Genomic DNA, 21,192 nt, shown 5'->3' with positions numbered 1-21,192 from the left:
ATCGGCTCAGCAATCGGCTCAGCAATCGGCTCAGCAATCGGCTCAGCAATCGGCTCAGCAATCGGCTCAGCAATCGGTTCTGGTTCTGGTTCTGGTTCTGGTTCTGGTTCTGGTTCTGGTTCTGGTTCTGGTTCTGGTGGGTTTATACTATCTGCTATTTCAGTGACAAGTAATTCATTCGTATTATTTTCTTCAATACTGTCTTTTTTATCATCACTATTCATCTGCACTAAGTTGTGTTCAGATACGGCCGGCTCATTATCTGTGGCAGGGTCTAGACTAGAGTACTGAAAACCCTGTAGCGACTCCCTAGAGATATCGCTATTGTCTTGACTGATATCATAAGGCTCAGATTGATGCGATGAGGAGACGTGTCCGCTAGATAGACTATTGTCCTGCTCTATAACTGGGGCTAGTATGTGATCAACAGGCAAAGGGCGGAACGCGAGCAGACGTAGAATGCACATCTCAAGCGCTTGCATCGGTGTACTAGCAAGCTTGATACCCTCGCGCGCTTGCACGACAATCTCGTAGTATAGTTGCAAGACATCAGGGCTAATATGCCCAGCCAGAGCATTAATATCTTGTGCTTGCGCTTCATTTACATTGAGCGCCACCTCAGGTAATAACTGGGTCAGTGCTAATTGATGCAAAAGCTCAGTAAGTCCATCAAACATGCTCGTTGCATCAACCATTTGCGCGCGCATCTGCTCAATGTGCGCGGCAACTGCGGACTTATTATGGTTGTAAATATCGGTAATTAAGCGCACCAAGTCAGCGGCATCTATGAGTCCCAGCATCGCATTAACAGTGGCATCATCGAGGCCGCCTTGACCAAAGGCTATCGCCTGATCGGTTAAGGATAAGGCATCACGCACCGAGCCTTTTGCCGCACTCGCCAGCTGCCATAGCGCAGGCTGCGTATAGCTGACTTGCTCTTGCGTAAGCACATTAGCTAAATGCTCGCTAAGTAGCGTCTGCGGCAATGGACGCAGTACAAATTGCAAGCAGCGTGAGATGATAGTAATCGGTAGTTTCTGTGGATCAGTGGTCGCGAGTAAGAACTTTACATGTTCAGGCGGCTCTTCTAAGGTTTTGAGTAGTGCGTTAAAGCTGTGCGTCGATAGCATATGCACTTCATCGATAAGATATACTTTGTAGCGACCTTGACTTGGTGCATAAGGCACGTTATCTAGCAATTCGCGTGTGTCTTCAACCTTTGTCCGTGAGGCCGCATCAATCTCGATTAAGTCAATAAAGCGCCCTTGATCGATTGCCACGCAGTTATCACAGACGCCGCAGGGCGTACTGGTAATGCCCGTGTCACAGTTTAGACATTTGGATAAAATGCGCGCAATCGTCGTCTTACCAACGCCGCGAGTACCGGTAAACAGATAAGCGTGGTGCAAGCGATTATAGTCAATGGCGTTGATTAATGCTTGGGAGACGTGCGTTTGCCCAATCAATTCGTGAAAGTTCTTGGGACGGTACTTACGCGCGAGGACTTGATATTGCTGCGACATAGCTATCCATTATGCTAAGTGGTTAGAGGGCTTATTATAGCAAAAAGCCAGTACTCTCGTCTGGCTTCTTATTCAATCTCTATAGATTTTATCTTTTGTTCAACGGCTACTAGCAAGTACAGACTAGTCCGCTTTTGGGCGCATATGCGGGAACAAGATCACATCACGGATGCTCGCTGAGTCGGTAAATAGCATGACTAAGCGATCGATGCCAATGCCCTCGCCTGCCGTTGGCGGCAAACCGTAAGATAAGGCTTCGATGTACTTTTCATCAAAATGCATGGCTTCATCATCGCCCGCGTCTTTTTCGGCAACTTGTCCGCGAAAACGCTCTGCTTGATCGGCAGGGTCATTTAACTCGCTAAAGCCATTTGCCAATTCGCGACCACCAATAAACAGCTCAAATCGATCGGTAATCTCAGGATTGTCATCATTGCGGCGAGCAAGCGGTGAAGTTTCCGCAGGATACTCCGTAATAAAGGTCGGTTGACGAAGCTTATGCTCAGCAGTCTCTTCAAAGACGATGGTTTTTAGCTTACCCACACCAAACACGTCGTTCACTGGCTGATGCAAAGTATTGCTTACATAGTCCGCTAGATAATCACGATCATTAATACGCGCCATGTCAAAGTTTTCGGCATATTGCGCGATAGCATCTGACATTGATAGACGTGCAAATGGCGCTTTTAAGCTAATAGCCTCGTCTTGATAGGTGATCTCGGTCGTGCCCAAAATATCCATCGCCAACTGATTGAATAGGCGCTCAGTTAAATCCATCAAATCGTGATAGTCCGCGTACGCTTGATAAAACTCAATCATGGTAAATTCAGGATTATGACGAGTTGAAACGCCTTCATTACGAAAACTACGATTAATCTCAAATACCTTCTCGAAGCCGCCAACGACTAGGCGCTTGAGATAAAGCTCTGGTGCAATACGCAGATATAGTGGCATATCTAGCGCATTATGATGGGTCTCAAACGGACGCGCCACCGCACCCCCTGGAATGGGATGCATCATCGGCGTCTCCACTTCCATAAAACGCTCATTCAGCATAAATTTGCGGATACCACTAATCACTTGGCTACGAATCATAAAGGTGTTACGCGTGGTCTCATTGGTCATAAGATCCAAATGGCGATTGCGATAGCGCGCCTCGGTATCAGCTAGGCCATGAAATTTATTAGGCATCGGACGCAGCGACTTGGTGAGCAAAGTAAACGCTTCGATATGCACATACAGATCGCCTTTACCTGAGCGTCCGATATATCCTGACACACCAACGATATCGCCCAAATCAAGCGATTTTATACTAGCCAATGTCTCTTCATCGAGCTCTTTGCGTGCCACATAGAGCTGAATACGACCACTCATGTCTTGAATGACGATAAACGAGCCGCGGTTAAGCATGACGCGACCTGCGACATTGACTTGGGTTTTATCACCATTGGCCGCTTTTTCTTCGATTTCTTGTTTGCTAACGCCCTCAAAAGCCGTTTGTAGATCTTGCGCGTAATCAGTGCGTTTAAACTGATTAGGATAAGGGGGCTTACCAGACGCTACGATATCATCGAGTTTAGCTTGTAGTTGTGCAATAAGCTCATTTGCTTCCTCGATAGTTGGGGCTTGTTCATCGACGTTTTGATTGTTGGGCTTTGACATAGAAATCTCAAATTCAATAGGTTTGTTTTAATATAGATTATTAGGTTAAGCAGTATTATTCACCACCAATACTCGCCATCAGATCCGCCTGATGCTCACGCAATAGCGCGTCAAGCAGCTCATCCAAATCGCCTTCCATAATCGCATCCAGCTTATAAAGGGTTAAGTTAATGCGGTGATCAGTCATGCGCCCTTGCGGGAAGTTGTAAGTGCGAATACGCTCGCTACGATCGCCACTACCGACCAAATCACGACGAATCTCATCGGCGACATCGACTTGCGCTTGTACTTTGACTTGCTGAATTTTAGAGATCAGCATTTTCATCGCATGGGCGCGGTTTTTGTGTTGGCTACGCTCTTGCTGACACTCAACCACTGTCCCTGTCGGTATATGCGTTAGGCGCACTGCAGAATCCGTAGTGTTTACGTGCTGACCACCTGCGCCGCTGGAGCGAAAGGTATCCATCTTGATATCGGCAGGATTGAGATCCACAGTATCATCAATCTCAACCTCAGGCATGATAGCGACAGTACAGGCTGAGGTATGGACGCGGCCTTGACTTTCAGTCTCTGGCACGCGCTGGACACGGTGAACGCCCGACTCAAACTTTAGACGACCATAGACACTATTACCTGAGACGCGGGTAATAATTTCTTTATAGCCGCCATGCTCGCCTTCATTGGCGGATAATACATCCAGCGTCCAGCCTTGAGCTTGTGCGTACTTTTGGTACATGCGAAACAAATCGCCTGAGAAGATCGCCGCTTCATCGCCGCCTGTACCAGCACGTATCTCAAGAAAGGCCGGCACTTTATCGTTCGGGTCTTTGGGCAGCATCATGACGTTGAGATCTTCTTCCATCTTTACGATCGCCGCGCGTGCTGTATCGATCTCATCCTGCATCATCTCTTTCATGTCAGGATCGCTTGCGTCCTCTAGCATGATCTCAGCATCGGCTTGATCTTGCTCCGCACGGCCGTAGTTTTGCCACAGCGTCGTAATCTCCATCAAATCACTATGTTCAACAGAGAGTTCACGAAATTTATTATTATCGCTGATGATATCTGGATCTGATAACAGCGCGGTGACCTCTTCATAACGGTCTACCATTTGGTCTAAACGCAGGCGCAGGGATTCTTTCATAACAGGATAGTCATCTAAAAAAGTAAAATAAGAGAGCGATTATAGCAAATTTTTGCCATCACAATAAAACCTGTACGTAATAATTCATGACAGCACACTTTATAACAAGGTAATTCACTATAAGACGTAAAAGCTTATTAGCAAAATGTCTACACTTGCTGCGCTAAAAATCAAAGTGCTATAGATCTGTTGTCATTCATTAAGTCCAAATTTTAAGCAAAAAAATAGCTAAGATTACTCTTAGCTATTTTACTTAGACGACTTAAATTCTACACCTTGCGCACCAACACCGAACCTATTGAATAGCCTGCGCCAAAGGAGCAAATCACGCCCAAATCACCAGATTGTAGATCGTCCTTGTGTCTATGAAAGACAATCATGGGACTGGCTGAACTGGTGTTAGCAAACTCTGCAATGACGCTCGGTACGATCGCTTTGTCTGCCTCTTTACCGATGACCGTACGCAAGATAAGATCTAACATATTGGCGTTGGCTTGATGTAGCCACATCATCTTGACATCGCTTGCCTGCATATCGTTCTCGTGCAGATGCTCAGTGATGACTTCAGAGACTTTGGGGCATACTTCGCGGAACACTTTGCGGCCATTTTGTAAGAATAATTTGTCAGTGACAGGCTCTTTAATGTCAGGGTACATCTGAGTTTCAGCTGCCAAAAACTCTGAGCGATCCATAAAGCCGTATTCGTTTTTGATATTGGTTGAAAACTGTGTGAATAGCTTAGAGCTTAGTATCTCATAACCTTTAGGTGTATCTAGCTCTTCGACGATAGACGCGGTTGCGACGTCCCCAAAGATAAAATGACTATCACGGTTACGCCAGTTGAGATGCGCTGAGGTAATCTCAACGTTGACGACTGCTACGCGGCGGGCAAGACCTGAAACGATAGAGCCATAAGCTTGTGAGAGACCAAAAGTTGCCGCACTACACGCCACATTCATATCATAAGCAAAGCCGCCGATCATACCGATCTCGTTTTGGATCTCGATGGCGACAGCAGGATAGGTGCGCTGAAAGTTTGAGCAGGCGAGGATAATGCCGTCCAAATCATTGGCTTCAAGCCCTGCATCTTTTAGAGCATTATTGAGCGCTTCAACGCCCATCTCAGCCATAACAGACAGCTCTTCACCAAGGTTGCGATAGGCGATGACAGGTGCCATTATTTCAGGGTTTAAGATACCGTCTTTTTCCATGACGTAGCGGGACTTGATGCCAGAGACCTTTTCGATAAAGGCGGCTGATGAGGGCTCTAGCGCCGTCATGGTATCTGCTGCGATCTCGTCAGCGTGCTCGTTATTATAGTTTTCAACATACTGATTAAATGAATCTACGAGCTCTTCATTACTGATGCTATAAGGCGGAATATAAAGGCCTGTGCCTGTAATACAAGTCGTCATAATAAGCTTCCTTGTCCTGCTTAGTGTTAAGCGAAAATTAAAAAGTTGTCATATCTCTTTTTATAGCGATGCGTTTATCAAGTAGAACTTATCGTATTGAGTGTATGACTGTAAACTTAAACCTATGGTCTTATTATGCCTGAATAATCTTATTTTTCTAATACTTTGTTACAAATAATCAATTCTCGATAAAAATTGGTTCACGTTTAATAGTGATACGCGCTTATTATTACTCGCGAGTCTAAGCTATAATCAAACAGCTTACCGCACATGATATGACTATTAGCTCGTAAGTAGTACCTGAATCTCCTACTTGAACCTAAGAAACAATACCAACCCTCACGAGACGCTCATGACTGAAATTTTTAATTGGCTGTTTGGTCAATACGCTGACTACTCTACTCTATTTATCGGACTTGAGCTCATCGCCGTTATGTTCGGCATCACAAGCGTACTACTCGCGCGCAAACTAAGCGTTTTAGTATTCCCTGTGGGTCTTGTTAGCACAGGGATTTTTGTCTATCTGCTCTGGCAATGGCAACTATTCGGTGACATGTTTATCAACTTCTACTATACCGTTATGGGTCTGTACGGCTGGTATAACTGGACTAAAAATAAGCAAGGCACTCAAGAGCTTACACCTAATGATGAGATCAGTATTGAGCATATTAGTGCTAGCGATTTACCAACGCTTGCTTTGCTCGGTTCGGCGACCGTTGCCTTTGTGGCGCTGATTTACTACTTTCGTCCTGTCATCAGCAATGACTTTAGCTTTGATGGTGTGGTATTAGGCGCGCATTTATTTACATGGGTCGATTATACCGATATGCTAACCACAGCATTGTTTTTGATGGCGATGTGGCTAATGGCCAGTCGCAAGATTGAGCACTGGCTACTATGGATAGTCGCCGATGCCATCTCAGTACCGCTTTACTTCTACAAGGGTTATACCTTTACCTCGCTACAGTACGTAGTATTCACCTTGATTGCAATCTGGGCATATTATGAATGGCAACGACGCTACCGTATGCAGCAACAATTTGATCCAGCAGTCGCCTAAATCGGTATTTAAGGTGGCAGTTTTGGGTGCTGAGAGTACGGGCAAGACTACCTTATGTCGAGATTTGGCCGCGCGCTTTAAAAGCCCGTGGGCACCTGAATATATGCGGGAATTTTTGCAAGATAAGTGGGATAAGCAGCAGCTTAGCTGTACTTGGGACGATCTCTTACCTATTGCGCAAGGCCAGGTAGCCCTTGAAAACCAGCTTACTGAAGAGGCCGCGCAAACGGCAATAAACAACGGTCACTCTCAAGCTTATCTATTCTGTGATACTAGCCTATTTGAGCTGATGGTCTATGCTAACTGGTACTATGGTGATTGTCCGCCAGCACTCAAACGCGCCGCTCTAGCGCATCACTATGATTTGATCCTGTTGACGGCGGTTGATGTGCCTTGGGTCGCTGATGACTTGCGAGATGCGCCGCATAAACGCGACGACATTAGCGATTATTTTGAAACACACTTAAATAGATATAATAAAAATTTCAAGCGTATCGGCGGCACAAGAGACGAGCGGGTGCAGCAAGTAAGTAAATGGTTAAACTCACTTAACCATACTGGTTAGCCATTTATTTGCGCCTTTAATATTTACTATTAAGCTATGCTTAGATACTTTTTCGTTCACACCGCTTAAGAGACTAAGATGCTAAAGAAAATTGAATATACTTTAGAGAAGATGATATTTCACAGTCGCTGGATATTAGCCCCATTTTATGTGGGTTTAATCATAGGTATTATCGTACTGTTTATAAAATTTATTCAAAAGTTATGGCTTACCCTTTCTCAAGTCTTCGACGCATCCGTATCAGAGGTGATTGTTAATATACTCATACTGGTCGATATCTCTTTGGTCGCTAGCCTGCTGCTTATTATCATCTTTAGTGGTTACGAGATATTTGTATCTAAAATAGAGACAGGTACGCATGTTGATCGCCCCAGTTGGATGGGTAAAGTCGACTTCTCTGGTCTTAAACTTAAAGTTATAGGAGCCATCGTTGCAATTTCTGCAATTGATCTGCTTAAATCTTTTATGGATATATCAGGCAACATGACTGATATTGATACAGATAAACTAATGTGGAAGGTTATCATTCATATGGCGTTTGTAGTATCAGGTCTGCTATTTGCCTTTATGGACAAGATCGTAGGCGACACCAAAAAACACTGATAGTGTTCATTATCACTAGTATAAAAACAAAGCTAAAATTCAAATTTTAAAAGTTGAGAACTAATTATGATACGTTTATACAAACCTTCTTTGTTAATCGCTGCTCCTGTGCTAAGTATGGCTATGACAGCTTGTCAGTCTAACTTGCCCACTACTAATCTGCCTACTGATAGAGCGGCAATCCAATCTACTAATAGCGCAAAGACTTCTGCAACATCAATCGATATGAGTAGCACTAGCATTACTGACAATACCAATATAGATGATGCATTGAATGACAGCGCCGAACCCAAAGCCCCTTGGACGAGTCCTGCGATCACTATCAGCGATACCGATGCTATTTATCATCAAGAGTGGCTAAAATCAGAAAATAGATCTGTGTGTCCAATTTTGGCGCTGCCCAAGCAAGCAGAGGCGCATATCGCTCGACACAGTGTGCGCCGTGCTCGTTTTTCAGGAGGCTGGGGCGTCGCTTATGATTTGCCTAATACCCGTAGCATGTACGGCGTTGCCAATACCGGTATCATAGATCCTGATGAGGCCGCTTATGACTGGCCCTACAATATCTATTATACTGATGGTAGCAAAGTGGGTTATGGTCATGAGGGTGGCAATCCTACTGCGTCTTGGCTTGCTTATGTCGTGACCCCAAATAACTGCATGTACAATGTCTGGAGCGCACAAGGTAAAGCTCACTTAGAGCAGATGATTGCAGATCTGCGTATGGTGAATGCTAATCAATAGCGCCACTTTATTATCTGACAATCTTGGTATTGAGCGCTTTTGCCCAGTCGCGGCAGTTGTTCTCACAGCGCGAACATAGCTCATCATTTTGGCTAATATAGTCGACATGTCCGCAGTGCATGCACGCGTAGTAGGTATTATCCTCAACCTCTGTAGTCGCCTGATATTGTTTAGGAAATAAGGGCAAACCAAAGCCTGTATTATCAGGCGCGTATAACAACACACTAAAAGTGCCGTCAGTCTCCAGCAGACCAGTACGCACTTGACCTAAATGCTCAATGCCTTGCTGACGCATCTCGGCAAAGAACTCATCGTGCGACATTTTGCCTTTTTTGATCTTATCAAGGACCAGCATGCCATCTTCTACAATGTATATCGCTTCTCCCTCTAGTAGATTCTCCAGAGGTTGATACTTCATCATCGCCCAGGTACATAATCGATATAGCAAAATGACCACACTCATAATGATAAGTGCTTGTATAATCGGCAAGTCTTCTGTGAACATCGGATCGCCGGCGATAGAGCCTAGCGACAGGATAATGGTCAGCTCAAAAATAGACAACTGACGAACACCGCGCTTACCGGTAAAGCGTAGAAACACAATAATCATGACAAACATAATCGCCGCGCGCAATATAATCTCTATGCCAAACAGCCACGTGGTGTCATGAATAAATATCTTTGCCCAATCCATATTGGTTACTCTATATATGACAGTGATGAATAGGGGCAAAACTATACTACATTTTATGGCACCCATACGCTTTTATATCAGCTAACTTTTTTATTAGGCAGTAAGGATTCATTTGAGAGCATCCCTATACACGATAGCAGCTTTGCTGGCGTTTGCCGCAAACTCCTTACTTTGCCGCATGGCATTATCTGAGGGCTATATCGATCCTTGGAGTTTTACTATTATTCGGCTGCTTGGCGGCGCAGTTTGTTTGATAATCATCATGATAGTCCATGCTAGGCGCTTAAAGTCGTCAGAGGCCGCTGTCGTACTCAGCGACCGTATACTAGGTGACCATATACTTAGTGACCATATACTTAGCGATAAGGGCAGCTGGCTTAGTAGTTTAAGCTTAGTTATCTATGCGCTTTGCTTTTCGCTGGCTTATGTCGAGCTAGATACTGGTACTGGTGCGATGATTTTGTTCGCAGCTGTCCAATTTACGATGATCGGTTGGGGTATTTATCAAAAGGAGCGCTTAAGTATTGTTCAATGGATTGCTTTGGCAGTAGCCTTTATGGGTTTTGTATATCTGATGCTGCCATCAGCTGCCGTGCCGTCACTCTATGGGGCGATTGTTATGATGCTAAGTGGTATCGCATGGGGCGTCTATAGCATCAGAGGCAAAGCCTGCATCTCGCCGCTACGAGCAACAGGGTTTAACTTTGTGCGTAGCCTAGTTGCTCTGCCTATATTACTACTCGTGGCCCTACCTTACCTAGCAAAAGTGAGTGTTGAAGGGGTGCTATTGGCTGGGGTGTCAGGTGCCGTGACCTCTGGAATTGGCTATTGCCTGTGGTACGTGGCCATGCCGCTACTTAAAAGCACGCAAGCTGCCGTCGTACAGTTTTGTGTGCCTGTCCTTGCCGCGCTGGCAGGCGTGGTATTTTTATCTGAGCAATTGACCTTGTCTTTTATACTTTCAAGCCTTGTCATACTTGGCGCTGTATTCATATTTGTACTTACCAAAAATACTACTAAAACATCTGCGTAATATATTGAAACATTCGGTATACCGCTATGATGCCAAATGACAACGTTTCGATTTGAGATTAGCGATATGATAACGTCTTTCCCATCTACCAACAAAATTGAGGACATTATGAAAAAACTATTAGCTGTAACGCCTGCCTTTTTATTCTTAGCTGCCTGTGCCACTAGCGCGCCTGTACCAACCATGCCTGACCCTACTCCATCTGCCCAGCCTGTAGTGCAGTCGTTCACTTGTGAAGACAATGGCGCTATCGTTGCCACTTACTCAGCAAACGGTCAAGTCGCTGATCTAAACGTGACTTTGCCTAAAGTTGGCCTAAGCAATGCTGTAGTCAGAACAGAGCAAGCCGTATCAGGCTCTGGCGCGCGTTACGTCAACAACGTCAATCCACAAACTACTTATGACTGGCAGACTAAAGCAGATTATGGCATCATGACTATCTCAACAGACAACGGTCAACAGTATCAAGTCAACTGCCAACTATAATAAATATAAAGGTGACTTGTTCGTTAATGATATTCTACAACAGTAATAATTTATAAATAGAAAAGCCCATATTCGTATGGGCTTTTTTTGGCTTGTAACTCTACTTTTAATCCTTTTATCGCTATCAGAACTATGTAATAAAAGATTTATCAAAAGTCTCTTTAAGACTTTTAGGCTCTTGGCGCTTGACATCATTGAGTGTATGACGAGTCTCAGAGGCAATCTGATAAGCTTTTAGGCGGGACTGTTGGAGATTACCAATAGGGCGATTTTCTTCAAGACAGCGAAATGGTGTAAATGATAGATGTTCCATAATCTCAAAGTTGCCATCATCAGGTACATCTTGGCATGGAATGGTCAAACGCGCGACGGTGACAAATGGCACATCTGACTCTTTCCATTCGGTGGTGATCTCCTCGATTGGCTGCTTTTTGAGATTACGACACAACTGAATATGAATATCAAACTGATAATCATGTTCACGAATCTCTTCTACAATTAGGGGACGAATTGCCTCTTCGCGAGCGTCTACCTTTACCTCACGGCGCGTTATCTTTTTGACGGAAGCTGCTGTAGGTGTGGCGCGTATCTTGGCCATGTAGTCGCCATGGCGCATTACACCCTGCGAATAAAAGTCATATAATAAAGTATTTTTTGGCTCAATAGTCGTAAAGCCGCCGATCGCTTTAAAGGTTTTTATTGACTCTTTGGTTGGCAGTCTAGAGCCGTAGTTGGTCAGCCAATTAAAAGCCAATTGTGCCTTGCCTAGTACGCCATTTTCCGTATATTTGGGCAACTCTAAAAATAGTTTTGACAGATAGGTATACTCTTGAATTCTATTGCAAAAGAAAACAGGATGATTGATGAAGTTGAAGTCAAAAGTCGTACTATCCTCTTCTCCTGGCGCTAACTTTACGCCCGGCACATCAAAAACTTTAATCGCTAAACCCTGCGCAAATCCAAGTTTACGATCCGCAAATACTCTTGATGAACCGTTAGACAATCGAATCACAGCGTCATGAATGCCAGATTTGGCATAGAGACCTTGAGCGTACTCGGCAGGAATATCATCCAAGATCTCAAACTTGGCTTTTAATGCACAGTAACCTTTAGCATGAGCATCACGTGTATGGTAATTTATATCGCTAGCTTTATCGCTTCGAGCAATATAGCTTTTAATATCGTCAGTGATGGTACGAATATTGCGTTCATCTTCTGCATTAAGTTCAATATATTTTGAATCGTAGGGGACGTATTTTGTTTTAAATAACTTTTTTAGCATAAAAGATCCTCGTTTTTATTAGTTGAGTCGTGTCCATAGGTAAAGGTTAAGATAACTCGCTAATCCATTGTAGTGCTGACAAGCTTGGAATAAAGAAGTACTCGCCGCCATGCAAGGTATTAAAAGTTTCGATACCGTGATAGCGCCTGCGAATTGGATCAGCGGGTACGGTAAAGGTATCAGCATCACTGTCCTTATTAGCATCATGTAAGCCAACCATTGGGTCTTTTTCTTCCCCTAAGCTCATAAAGTTGCCATCATTAATCCACTGTGATTGTAAGAATTCTACGGTTTCCATCGCATGCGCGTTGATACCGATAAAGAACAGGCCGCGATCCTTACCATCGTCCTCGACTACCTCAGGTGGCACGACCTCGCCAAAACCAACACTACGTCTGACAATGCGGTGAATACGCACATCAGATAAGATAAAGTCTTTGCTATCGCGCGGATTCATGCGCCGTACGTGTGCGCCAAACGGGCACTTTTTGCCGTAAGGATCGCCTTTATAACCGAAGTCATTGTTGCGACTCGGGTCATCACCCAATGCTTGATTATCCGCATCAGGAGATAAGATGAGCGGCGCGCCTGATCGCCAGCGCCCCCACATTTTTGCACCGAGCAGCTCTGCCTCCTGTTCATCATCGGTGTTGTCTTTACGATACTTATTAAAGGCAGCAACGTGACTATGATAAGCGCGTAGCACCATAAACGAGCCATCCTTGCCCAAGATTTCAGGCTGCGGCATTGGTGCCACAGTACCTGCCTCCCCTTCATAACCCAGTACAAACTCGCCTGCAGCAATAGGATCGCCATCATGGCTAGGCGGCGTTTGAATGCCACTGCCTTTGATTTCAGGATTACTGATACCGTCGCGATAACCGAAGACGTTCTTGACAGTATTGTTTGAACCAAAGTTCTGCTCCATCAATATCTCTATATCACCATGGGCAGGATTGTGATCATCAATGTGATCTTTGAGATTATCTTTAAGCTCATCAAGTTTGGCTTGCCATTTCTCTTTGGTATCAGCAATGATAGCTACGCCTACGTGGATATCGCCTTTATCACCAAAAGGTGCTATCCAATTATCAGGGGCATTGACATCAAAATCATGCAACTGCTCAGCACGCGCGGCCATACCAGCTTTAAACGACTCAGGGAAACTATCAAGTGAAGAATGCGGCACGCCCAACGCCTCTAACCCCTCGTAAGTTATCACAATAGATAACGTGGCTTGCATATCATTATGCCATCCTTGACTCCCAGTCACATCAGGCAACACTTTGGCTAGTAGTTGTCGTCCAACTGCCTCATCGTTAACTTTTAGCGCCACTACTGTGCCAAAATAGGGCGTTGGACGCTCACGTAGCACGATAGATTGAATATTATCTAGCGCCATTGTCACTAGATTAGGGTTGAAAACTCCGCGTGCTTTACGAGTCATCGCCTCAATACTTTCGCCCACTTCTTCTTTGATATCTCTAAACCATGTCTCAAAGCTACTGTCTTCAACAGGATTGCCGAACTCATCTTTGAAGTTCTGCAATTTATCAGTCAATTCAGACAGTGGTCTCTTATTATTATCTCTACTCATAGATGAACCCTATTTTTTAGTTTCTGGAATATAATTCAGAATTTTTTAGATTGAAAGATTCAATACTTAATTCGCTTGAGCTTCATCCAAAGCTTTGTTGATCCCCTTTACAATGCGCTCATGGCGGCGGATGTCTTGTACAGTGAGATGCGGCACTCCAACATACCAGCCAGCAGCGGTAATTTGGTGGTCTAAGATAAACTGTTTGACACTTGGGTCTTTGATGCCAGGCCAGCCTTTTACATTGCCAAATAAAATATCCATTAATTCAGGAATTTTGGTCGCAAAGTCATCAATGTAAGGATCCCAGTCGCCATCGTAGGCCGTACAGAACAGCACTCTAGTATCATCATCTATAAATACAAAGCGCAGATCGTGCAAGGTTCCTACTCGTGTTGCACCTTTTAGATTACCCCCTGCTATTTTTAAAATCTCTTTTAGACGTTCAGCGCCGCCTTCTTTTAAGGGGGCTATAACCGTAAGCTCAGAGACTTTCCCTGACTTTAGGCCTTTCTCGCCGGCGTTAGTCGTCGAATGATCATAACCATCATCACCGCCTTCCTTTAAGTTGGCGACCAATAGTTCAGCTCGTAGCTTGAAGGCATCAATAGACTCAGTGAATTTACTCTTTAGATCTTCTGAGTTGTTGACAGTATGGTCTTTTTGTTCTTGACTACTCACAGTATTTCTCCTCTCTTAATTGATGATGCCGTACCTTAGCAAATAGAGTTTATGACTCAAAACTTATTAAGCTATTCACACAAAATAGAACATATCACGAACATTTGTCATATTTCAAAATGAAACAGTACAAGTACTAAACGGTATTCTAGTTAGAAATAATAGTGTTTTTATTTTCTAGTATTTAAAATTCCAACGTTTTACGTCCAACAAACTGAACCACAGCACTTAGTCCTTGATGACGCTTGCCCTCAGATATCACACGCTGTTTTTCGGTGCCAATAATTTGTACCAACTCAGTCAGTTCCGTTTGCAAGTTATTTAGTGAGCTAAAGCGCTCCTTTTGCGCGTCAGGGGGACCACCGATAGCGTCCATCTCAAGTTGATCCTCGGTATAAGCTTCAACAATCAATACCCCATTAGGTTTTAGTGCGAGCACAATTTGAGCATGCACATACTGCCTTATTTTAGGCGGCAGATGCGCCCAAATAGAGACGATGCCATCCCACTGTCCCATACCAAACTGATAATCAGCCAAATCAGCGACTTGAGTGGTGATGTCAACGCCTCGCTCAATAGCTAACTTTATCGCTTTGTTTAAACCCACTTCGGATAAATCCATAGCGGTCGCCTGATAGCCTTGCTCAGCCAAAAACACTGCATTCCTGCCCTCGCCTTCTGCTAGACAGAGCACGCGCCCGCCAGCAGGTATCCGTGCAAACTGCGCTTTTAAAAAGTCATTAGGCTCAGTACCAAAGACATATTCTGCTTCGTTATAACGCTCGTTCCACATATTAATTGCAGCCTTGAGTAAGTAATCATCCAATCCCGTTTTAAAAATACACTTGTCTGCTCAGTTTACTTGTATATTCAATTAATAACATATAATATATTCATTAAATAGAAATTGTTGAATGGCTTGGTTTAAATATGCTATGAGTGAGAATAAGGAGCTTCCTGTGATTCATTTAAGCTATATCTTTAAATGCTTAGCACTAAGTATTACTTTTTTTGCGGTATTTTACTTTGCCGTTTTACTCGTCGATCCTAGCTTTGATAAGTATACCCTCACTCTTGGCATCAGTACTTTGCTCTTTCCTATCGTAAAATGCGCTATCGATATTGTCAGAGATGCCGTAGCGCCTAACTATGTTATGTTTAACGGAGCGCTGTCATCACTACTGATCAATATTACTATCTGGTTACTCACGCCATTTCTTATCGTCATATCAGCTGTTGCCTTTTTGTTTTATAGCATGGGAGTGCTCAAGGAAAATAGCAGTAACTAAGTAAAATAAGCGCAAATAAGCGCAAATAAGCATACTTTAGCGCAGCTTTGCTGTTGAATTTCGACAAAATAAATTTGTAAATTAAAGCAAAACAACCCCATGATTTTAATCATGGGGTTGTTTTTTGTATCCGTATTTCGTAACGTGGCCTATGGATTACTAACATAACCTATGCACTGTAACCTGACTTTGATATTTACCTAGGGGTCCATATGTACTCGTAGAGCTAACGCTTCCGATGACGCAAGTATCAAAATATCTATAGTACCCTATCTGCTTTACGCCTTTGGGATGTTGAGTTAATACCTGTTTTGGGTCTGACACGTAGTAGGTTATCTCATTAGAGCTAAGCTCATGAATCTCAAAGCTTCTCTTAAACTTACCCTGTAATTTTACTTGTTTTTCTATTGTGGACTTGTCGTCATGGTCCGTATTCGCCGAAGTTTTGGCACAGCCTGTATTTACAAATATGACAGGTATAACTGCTAATAGTAGTAATTTATGATTGATGATCATCGTCGTTCTCTTAAAATCTATAATTTTCTGGCAGCGCGATTTTTTAACGCGTCCTAAAAAATCTCCTTAAGGACTGCTCTTAGTGAAAAGCACCTTGCAACGCTATGAGCTAGGAGAGGATAAAGGTCTGGGAGACCTTTATCCTAGCGCAAGAGAAAATCTATGATTTTCTGGCAGTATATAATTTTTTAACGAGTCTCATCCCATGCTTTATTAAGCCGCTTCGGTGAGACTGCCATGCGGGTTTTCATCGGTTGTGCAAACAGTTGAATGCGGTACTCCTCTACCATCCAGCGGTAGTCACTGATGGCTGCATCGCTAGCACGATTGCTCAGGCGCTCCATGTGCACATCCAAGGCGTAGACGCCATCAAGATCGGCCTCCAAGTTATGCTCAAGGCGCTCGATACGCACTTCTAATGCCTCTAGATAACGTGGGTATTGTTGCCAATGGCTATAGTCCATACGGTAAATAAAGTCCGATAGGTGCAAGTCCTCAAGCTGATCTTCGATATCGTCGATTGACTCGCCAAATATCTCGCGATCGAGCATCAGTAGGCTTTGGCGGATGCGTTGCCAGCGCGTATAAACGTTTTTGAGGGTTTTGATGACGCTTTGACCGGTCAACAAAAAGTTGCTTTGTACTACCTCTAGTGTTTGGCTATACTCATCGCTAGTAAAGGGCAGCTCCTCACTCAAGCCGACGGCAATGCTATCCGCACTCTCAGGCAAGTCGTTACTGTGATCAAATAGGACGTAATGCTCCTCTAATGTCGCATCCAAAGTGGCATCAATCACAATGGTTTTGAGCTTGTCCATATCGCCAAGCGGGGCAAAAGCCAGTTTAAATATTTTGTCGATTTGGCTCGTCAGCTGTTTTTGTTTGGCGCCAAGCTTGGACTTAATCAGTGCTAGTACACCGATACGGTGCGCTTTTAGAGCGGCGTTGACATCAGTATATTGATGAATAGACACCGCGGTGCCTGAACTATCAGCGACCAAGGCAGCGAATTGTTTCATCACCACGCCTGCGCTATGGCGATTCTTGCTAAAGTTATAGTGCTCAGGGAACTCGGTATGCACCCCTTGTTGCTCGTTCACTGCTTGACTGGTCTCGCTGGCATGACGAATCTGTAAGGTCTCAAGATCGCGACCTTTTTCTATGATACGGTTTTTGTCATCGACGACGCAGATTTGCGGTTGCAGATATCGATCAATACTAGAGGGATCAAATTTATCAGGGGTGACCGACATAATGCCGCGGCGGTTTAGGGCTTGGCAAAGCTGCTTGAGCAGACCCTGTCCGCTATCAGGCTGCAATTCATCGAACAAACTATCGGCGGTATCTGGGATAGGTACGATTTGGCGGCGAATGTCTTTGGGTAGAGATTTGAGTAGTTGCAATACCAGCTCATAACGCCAACCTGGCACGCCCCATAACAGCTCAATAGCATCCAGCTGCGGCAATGCAGCAAGTGGTACACGAATGGTCACCCCATCGTCATCGCTGGCAGGATCAAAGACGTAGCGTAGTGGCAATTTTAAATCGCCCAATTGCCATACTTCTGGGAAGTCGCCTGTCGTTGGTGCTTGGCTATTGAGCACATCATCATCAGTGAAGAATAGATACTTGTTATCGCTCTTCTCCACCTCAGCGCGCCAATCTTCAAAGGCTTTGCGACTAGCAACGTGCTCAGGAATCTTTTTATCATAGAACTGGTACAGCGACTCTTCATCGACCAATAAATCGCGGCGACGCAATTTGTCTTCGATACGCTCAACATGAGCGATCTTGTCCATATTATGTTGCAAAAATGGCGCGGCGCGGCCCAAATTACCGGTCACTAAACCGTCACGAATAAAGATTTCCCGCGACTCGCTTAAATTGACTTGTTCGTAGTTGGTCAGCTGTTTACCGATAATAATCAAACCAAAGAGACTAATCTGTGCGTAAGCCTTGACGCGTCCTGTCTTCTTTGACCAATGCGGCTCAAAGTAGTGGTATTTGAGCAGGTTGCCCGCGGCGGAGATAATCCACTCAGGCTCAATCTTGGCAACCGTGCGCATAAAGACTTGCGAGGTCTCAACGACTTCAAAGGCCATCACCCATGGCGGTACTTGCTTAAACACCGTACTGGCTGGAAAGATTTTGGCTTTTTGCTGGCGGGCAGCGAGATACTCACCGCGGCTCTCTGTCTTGTGCGCGATGGTTGAGAGCAGCCCTGTCATCAAGGCGCGATGCAAATTAGCATACTTCACCGCTTTGATTTCTTCATCATTTATACTGGTAGGATCACTATTAACGGCTTCACTATTTTCTTTGTCAGTAAGCTTAAGATCCGTAACCATTTGCACCAGTTGGCGATGGGTTTGACTCCATTCGCGTACGCGCGGGAAGCTTAAATAGTTCTTTTTGGTGAATTGCTTACGCTGGTTACCAGAGAGCTTGTTACCGTCTTCGTCTTTTTCAAACAGGGCCTTCCATAGACTCAAATAAAATAGAAAGTCCGAGTCATCTTGACGAAATTCGGCATGTTTTTGATCGGCTTGCTGGCGCTTATTGGCGGGACGTTCACGCGGGTCTTGTACCGCAAGGGCAGCCACCACAATAAGCATTTCACGAATACAATCAAAATCGCTACCTGCAACCAGCATACGTGCCAGCCTTGGATCAATTGGCATGCGCGCCATCTTTTGCCCAGTTGGTGTCAAACGCAAATGATCGAGAGTTGGTTTGCGCTTATGCTTGCTATTTTGAGTGGTAGTCTGCTCATTTTTGGAAGCAATTGCGCCTAATTCATCGAGCAGTTTATGCCCATCCGTGACTAAGCGACTATCAGGCGGCTCAATAAACTCAAAATCATCAACGCTACCTAGACGCAGATTTGCCATCTGCAAAATAACAGATGCCAAGTTAGTACGTAGAATCTCAGGCTCGGTAAATTCTGGACGACCGCTAAAATCCTCCTCAGAATACAAGCGAATACAAACGCCTGGCGCGACACGGCCACAGCGACCTTTACGTTGATTGGCAGCAGCTTGTGAGATCGCCTCAATAGGCAAACGCTGCACGCGCGAGCGATACGAGTAGCGTGATATGCGCGCAAAACCTAAATCAATCACATAGCGGATACCAGGCACGGTTAATGCAGTCTCAGCCACGTTGGTCGCGATAACGATACGGCGACCACGACCTGATGGCTGAAAAATCCGTTGTTGCTCCTCATACGTCTGACGGGCGAACAACGGTAATACCTCAGTATGCTTAGGGCCATGACGCTCTAGCACGTCTTGAAGCTCGCGAATCTCGGCTTCGGTGGCCGCAAATATCAAAATATCAGCTTGATCGGCGTGCCCTTTACTTTGGGCGTCATGAAAGCACTCCTCGACTGCGGCAACCACTGCGCGCGGCAAGTTCTCTTCAAAGTCATCATAGCTGTCATCATCTGAGCTGGTTACTGGCTCATCCGTCAAAGGACGATAGCGCACTTCAACGGGGAAGCTGCGCCCTTCAACATTAAAGATAGGCGCATTAACTTGCCGTTTGAGTTTATTATCATAACGACTAAAGTATTCGCTAAAACGCTGAGTATCAAGGGTCGCCGAGGTGATAATGACCTTTAAATCGGGACGCTTGGGTAAGAGCTTTTTGAGATAACCCATAATAAAGTCAATATTAAGACTACGCTCGTGCGCCTCATCAATAATGATGGTGTCATACTTACTCAAAAACCGATCGTGACCCAATTCTGCGAGCAAAATACCGTCGGTCATCAGCTTGACGACAGACTGCGCGGTACCTTGCTCGTTGAAGCGAATCTTAAAGCTGACGGTATCGCCAAGCTTTTCGCCCAATTCTTCAGCAATACGGTTAGAAACACTTCTCGCCGCTAGTCGTCTGGGTTGGGTGTGCCCTATTTGTCCCGTAATACCGCGACCAGCTAGCATCGCCAATTTTGGCAATTGGGTGGTCTTACCTGAACCGGTCTCCCCTGCGACGATGATGACCTGGTTATCGATAATCGCTTGCACCAAATCATCAGCACGCTGACTAACAGGCAAATCAAGGTTGAGTTTGGCAGGCAAATCCTCAGGAATACTCTCTATACGCGCCTGCACTGCTTGCTGTGAGCGGGATTTGATCTTGTCATATTGCGCGCGTTTTTTGCTAAGCTCTTGCTGGGCTTTGTCGCGTTTATCACTAATAGCGTGGTTATCAGCATCAGTGTGTTTGTTTTTAACGACAGCGGCCCGTGCCAGCTCACGCTCAAGACGGCTCAGGTAATAGCTGTCTTTGGCAAGGACTGGTAAGGTATCAGGAATGTTTAGGTTTTTTGATTCTTTAGAATATTTAGTCTGTTCTACGGTATTAGACATATTTGCTTAGGCTATTTATTATTTAAAAGTGCTTAGATTATGGGGATATTTTGGGCGTGATTCAAGATAGGTTTGTGTTCGCTTAGCAACGAGATATCTTTTGCCAATTCGCAAGATACTCATTCATAAGCTCATTGCTTATCGATCTAGTAGCTTTATAAGATTAAGAGGTATAGGCTGGCACAGTTATTCACTACGCGTATAAATAACCTGCTCATTAGTAGCCGCCTGCGTAAAGAAAGTATGCAATTTTTGTAGTGGTATTCTAGGGAAAGGTAGATGCATAGATAGTATCAAGGTCTCAAACGCAACTAACTCATCAGCGAGTGCCTTGGCAATATCAGGCTCAATCTCTGGGTTGTCATAAAGGTTATCAATAAGCCAAGTTAATTGTGCAAAACTGCTATTGTCATGAATTTGATAAAGGGTGGGAATGAGATCATCTGAGATATAACCGCGCGTTTTACGGATCATGCCGTTTTTGAAGTGCATATTTAGAGCCATATTGGTGCGTATCCTTTA

18 protein-coding genes are annotated in these 21,192 nt (G+C 44.6%); 7 read left to right on the top strand and 11 right to left on the bottom strand.

Annotated features, from left to right (window positions below; translation table 11 throughout):
• The 4 genes from dnaX to ACTXGE_RS05470 all read right to left on the bottom strand — a co-directional run.
• Positions 1-1,523 (bottom strand): DNA polymerase III subunit gamma/tau (gene dnaX, locus ACTXGE_RS05485; protein WP_443542343.1); only part of this gene is annotated, 1,523 nt, incomplete at its 3' end.
• A gap of 123 nt (positions 1,524-1,646) precedes the next feature.
• Positions 1,647-3,185 (bottom strand): lysine--tRNA ligase, encoded by a 1,539-nt coding sequence (gene lysS / locus ACTXGE_RS05480; protein ID WP_443542342.1) that lies wholly within the window; start codon positions 3,183-3,185, stop codon positions 1,647-1,649.
• Positions 3,186-3,240: 55 nt separating this feature from the next.
• The gene (gene prfA / locus ACTXGE_RS05475) at positions 3,241-4,329 is read right to left on the bottom strand and encodes a peptide chain release factor 1 (protein ID WP_443542340.1); all 1,089 of its coding nucleotides are present in this window, start codon (positions 4,327-4,329) and stop codon (positions 3,241-3,243) included.
• 269 nt (positions 4,330-4,598) lie between these two features.
• Entirely contained in the window at positions 4,599-5,744 is a 1,146-nt protein-coding gene (locus ACTXGE_RS05470) for a beta-ketoacyl-ACP synthase III (protein ID WP_317198793.1), read from the bottom strand.
• 352 nt (positions 5,745-6,096) lie between these two features.
• Between ACTXGE_RS05470 and pnuC the strand changes: the two genes are divergently transcribed.
• The 4 genes from pnuC (at position 6,097) to ACTXGE_RS05450 (ending at position 8,716) form a co-directional block, all read left to right on the top strand.
• Positions 6,097-6,804 (top strand): nicotinamide riboside transporter PnuC, encoded by a 708-nt coding sequence (gene pnuC, locus ACTXGE_RS05465; protein ID WP_443542338.1) that lies wholly within the window; start codon positions 6,097-6,099, stop codon positions 6,802-6,804.
• Positions 6,749-7,369, top strand: a complete 621-nt coding sequence (locus ACTXGE_RS05460; RefSeq protein WP_443542336.1) for an AAA family ATPase — start codon at positions 6,749-6,751, stop codon at positions 7,367-7,369. The genes pnuC and ACTXGE_RS05460 overlap by 56 nt, the downstream gene beginning before the upstream one ends.
• 78 nt (positions 7,370-7,447) lie before the next feature.
• Complete coding sequence (locus ACTXGE_RS05455) at positions 7,448-7,972, top strand: TIGR00645 family protein (protein WP_443542335.1); 525 nt, start codon at positions 7,448-7,450, stop codon at positions 7,970-7,972.
• A 66-nt stretch (positions 7,973-8,038) separates the two neighbouring features.
• The gene (locus tag ACTXGE_RS05450; protein ID WP_443542333.1) at positions 8,039-8,716 is read left to right on the top strand and encodes a hypothetical protein; all 678 of its coding nucleotides are present in this window, start codon (positions 8,039-8,041) and stop codon (positions 8,714-8,716) included.
• A gap of 10 nt (positions 8,717-8,726) precedes the next feature.
• Here the strand turns inward: ACTXGE_RS05450 and ACTXGE_RS05445 are convergent, their stop codons facing one another.
• On the bottom strand, positions 8,727-9,410 hold the full coding sequence (locus ACTXGE_RS05445) for a DUF421 domain-containing protein (protein WP_443542332.1): 684 nt from the start codon (positions 9,408-9,410) through the stop codon (positions 8,727-8,729).
• Between the two features lie 112 nt (positions 9,411-9,522).
• Between ACTXGE_RS05445 and ACTXGE_RS05440 the strand changes: the two genes are divergently transcribed.
• Together ACTXGE_RS05440 and ACTXGE_RS05435 are read left to right on the top strand one after the other, a co-directional pair.
• On the top strand, positions 9,523-10,443 hold the full coding sequence (locus ACTXGE_RS05440) for a DMT family transporter (RefSeq protein WP_443542331.1): 921 nt from the start codon (positions 9,523-9,525) through the stop codon (positions 10,441-10,443).
• Positions 10,444-10,551: 108 nt separating this feature from the next.
• Positions 10,552-10,929, top strand: coding sequence for an MliC family protein (locus tag ACTXGE_RS05435; RefSeq protein WP_443542329.1), 378 nt, complete (start codon positions 10,552-10,554; stop codon positions 10,927-10,929).
• 130 nt (positions 10,930-11,059) lie between these two features.
• Here ACTXGE_RS05435 and ACTXGE_RS05430 read toward each other — a convergent pair whose 3' ends face one another.
• From ACTXGE_RS05430 to ACTXGE_RS05415, 4 genes are all read right to left on the bottom strand, one after another.
• Entirely contained in the window at positions 11,060-12,211 is a 1,152-nt protein-coding gene (locus tag ACTXGE_RS05430) for a catalase family protein (RefSeq protein WP_443542327.1), read from the bottom strand.
• A gap of 46 nt (positions 12,212-12,257) precedes the next feature.
• Positions 12,258-13,808, bottom strand: coding sequence for a Dyp-type peroxidase (locus ACTXGE_RS05425; RefSeq protein ID WP_443542325.1), 1,551 nt, complete (start codon positions 13,806-13,808; stop codon positions 12,258-12,260).
• Between the two features lie 66 nt (positions 13,809-13,874).
• Positions 13,875-14,489, bottom strand: a complete 615-nt coding sequence (locus ACTXGE_RS05420; RefSeq protein ID WP_443542323.1) for a hypothetical protein — start codon at positions 14,487-14,489, stop codon at positions 13,875-13,877.
• Between the two features lie 184 nt (positions 14,490-14,673).
• Positions 14,674-15,282, bottom strand: coding sequence for a class I SAM-dependent methyltransferase (locus ACTXGE_RS05415; RefSeq protein ID WP_443542321.1), 609 nt, complete (start codon positions 15,280-15,282; stop codon positions 14,674-14,676).
• Between the two features lie 142 nt (positions 15,283-15,424).
• On the opposite strand from ACTXGE_RS05415, the gene ACTXGE_RS05410 reads away from it, so the two are divergent.
• The gene (locus ACTXGE_RS05410) at positions 15,425-15,778 is read left to right on the top strand and encodes a hypothetical protein (RefSeq protein ID WP_435948921.1); all 354 of its coding nucleotides are present in this window, start codon (positions 15,425-15,427) and stop codon (positions 15,776-15,778) included.
• 704 nt (positions 15,779-16,482) lie between these two features.
• Here ACTXGE_RS05410 and hrpA read toward each other — a convergent pair.
• Positions 16,483-20,670 carry an ATP-dependent RNA helicase HrpA gene (gene hrpA / locus ACTXGE_RS05405; protein ID WP_443542318.1) on the bottom strand — a complete coding sequence of 1,396 codons (4,188 nt, stop codon included), beginning with the start codon at positions 20,668-20,670 and terminating at the stop codon, positions 16,483-16,485.
• A 186-nt stretch (positions 20,671-20,856) separates the two neighbouring features.
• Positions 20,857-21,174 carry a hypothetical protein gene (locus tag ACTXGE_RS05400; protein WP_443542317.1) on the bottom strand — a complete coding sequence of 106 codons (318 nt, stop codon included), beginning with the start codon at positions 21,172-21,174 and terminating at the stop codon, positions 20,857-20,859.
• Positions 21,175-21,192: the final 18 nt, after the last annotated feature.

It is taken from the genome of Psychrobacter sp. T6-4, from assembly GCF_052258425.1.
GTDB lineage: Bacteria > Pseudomonadota > Gammaproteobacteria > Pseudomonadales > Moraxellaceae > Psychrobacter.
The sequence above is the reverse complement of the archived record's forward strand: the minus strand, read 5'-3'. Positions and strand labels throughout refer to the sequence as shown.

Coding starts and splice junctions, on each gene's coding strand:
- hrpA (WP_443542318.1), bottom strand. CDS start 20,670: ATGTCTAATACCGTAGAACAGACTAAATATTCTAAAGAATCAAAAAAC.
- ACTXGE_RS05425 (WP_443542325.1), bottom strand. CDS start 13,808: ATGAGTAGAGATAATAATAAGAGACCACTGTCTGAATTGACTGATAAA.
- ACTXGE_RS05430 (WP_443542327.1), bottom strand. CDS start 12,211: ATGCTAAAAAAGTTATTTAAAACAAAATACGTCCCCTACGATTCAAAA.
- ACTXGE_RS05410 (WP_435948921.1), top strand. CDS start 15,425: ATGAGTGAGAATAAGGAGCTTCCTGTGATTCATTTAAGCTATATCTTT.
- ACTXGE_RS05455 (WP_443542335.1), top strand. CDS start 7,448: ATGCTAAAGAAAATTGAATATACTTTAGAGAAGATGATATTTCACAGT.
- ACTXGE_RS05445 (WP_443542332.1), bottom strand. CDS start 9,410: ATGGATTGGGCAAAGATATTTATTCATGACACCACGTGGCTGTTTGGC.
- ACTXGE_RS05400 (WP_443542317.1), bottom strand. CDS start 21,174: ATGGCTCTAAATATGCACTTCAAAAACGGCATGATCCGTAAAACGCGC.
- ACTXGE_RS05470 (WP_317198793.1), bottom strand. CDS start 5,744: ATGACGACTTGTATTACAGGCACAGGCCTTTATATTCCGCCTTATAGC.
- prfA (WP_443542340.1), bottom strand. CDS start 4,329: ATGAAAGAATCCCTGCGCCTGCGTTTAGACCAAATGGTAGACCGTTAT.
- ACTXGE_RS05415 (WP_443542321.1), bottom strand. CDS start 15,282: ATGTGGAACGAGCGTTATAACGAAGCAGAATATGTCTTTGGTACTGAG.
- ACTXGE_RS05450 (WP_443542333.1), top strand. CDS start 8,039: ATGATACGTTTATACAAACCTTCTTTGTTAATCGCTGCTCCTGTGCTA.
- pnuC (WP_443542338.1), top strand. CDS start 6,097: ATGACTGAAATTTTTAATTGGCTGTTTGGTCAATACGCTGACTACTCT.
- ACTXGE_RS05460 (WP_443542336.1), top strand. CDS start 6,749: ATGAATGGCAACGACGCTACCGTATGCAGCAACAATTTGATCCAGCAG.
- lysS (WP_443542342.1), bottom strand. CDS start 3,185: ATGTCAAAGCCCAACAATCAAAACGTCGATGAACAAGCCCCAACTATC.
- ACTXGE_RS05435 (WP_443542329.1), top strand. CDS start 10,552: ATGAAAAAACTATTAGCTGTAACGCCTGCCTTTTTATTCTTAGCTGCC.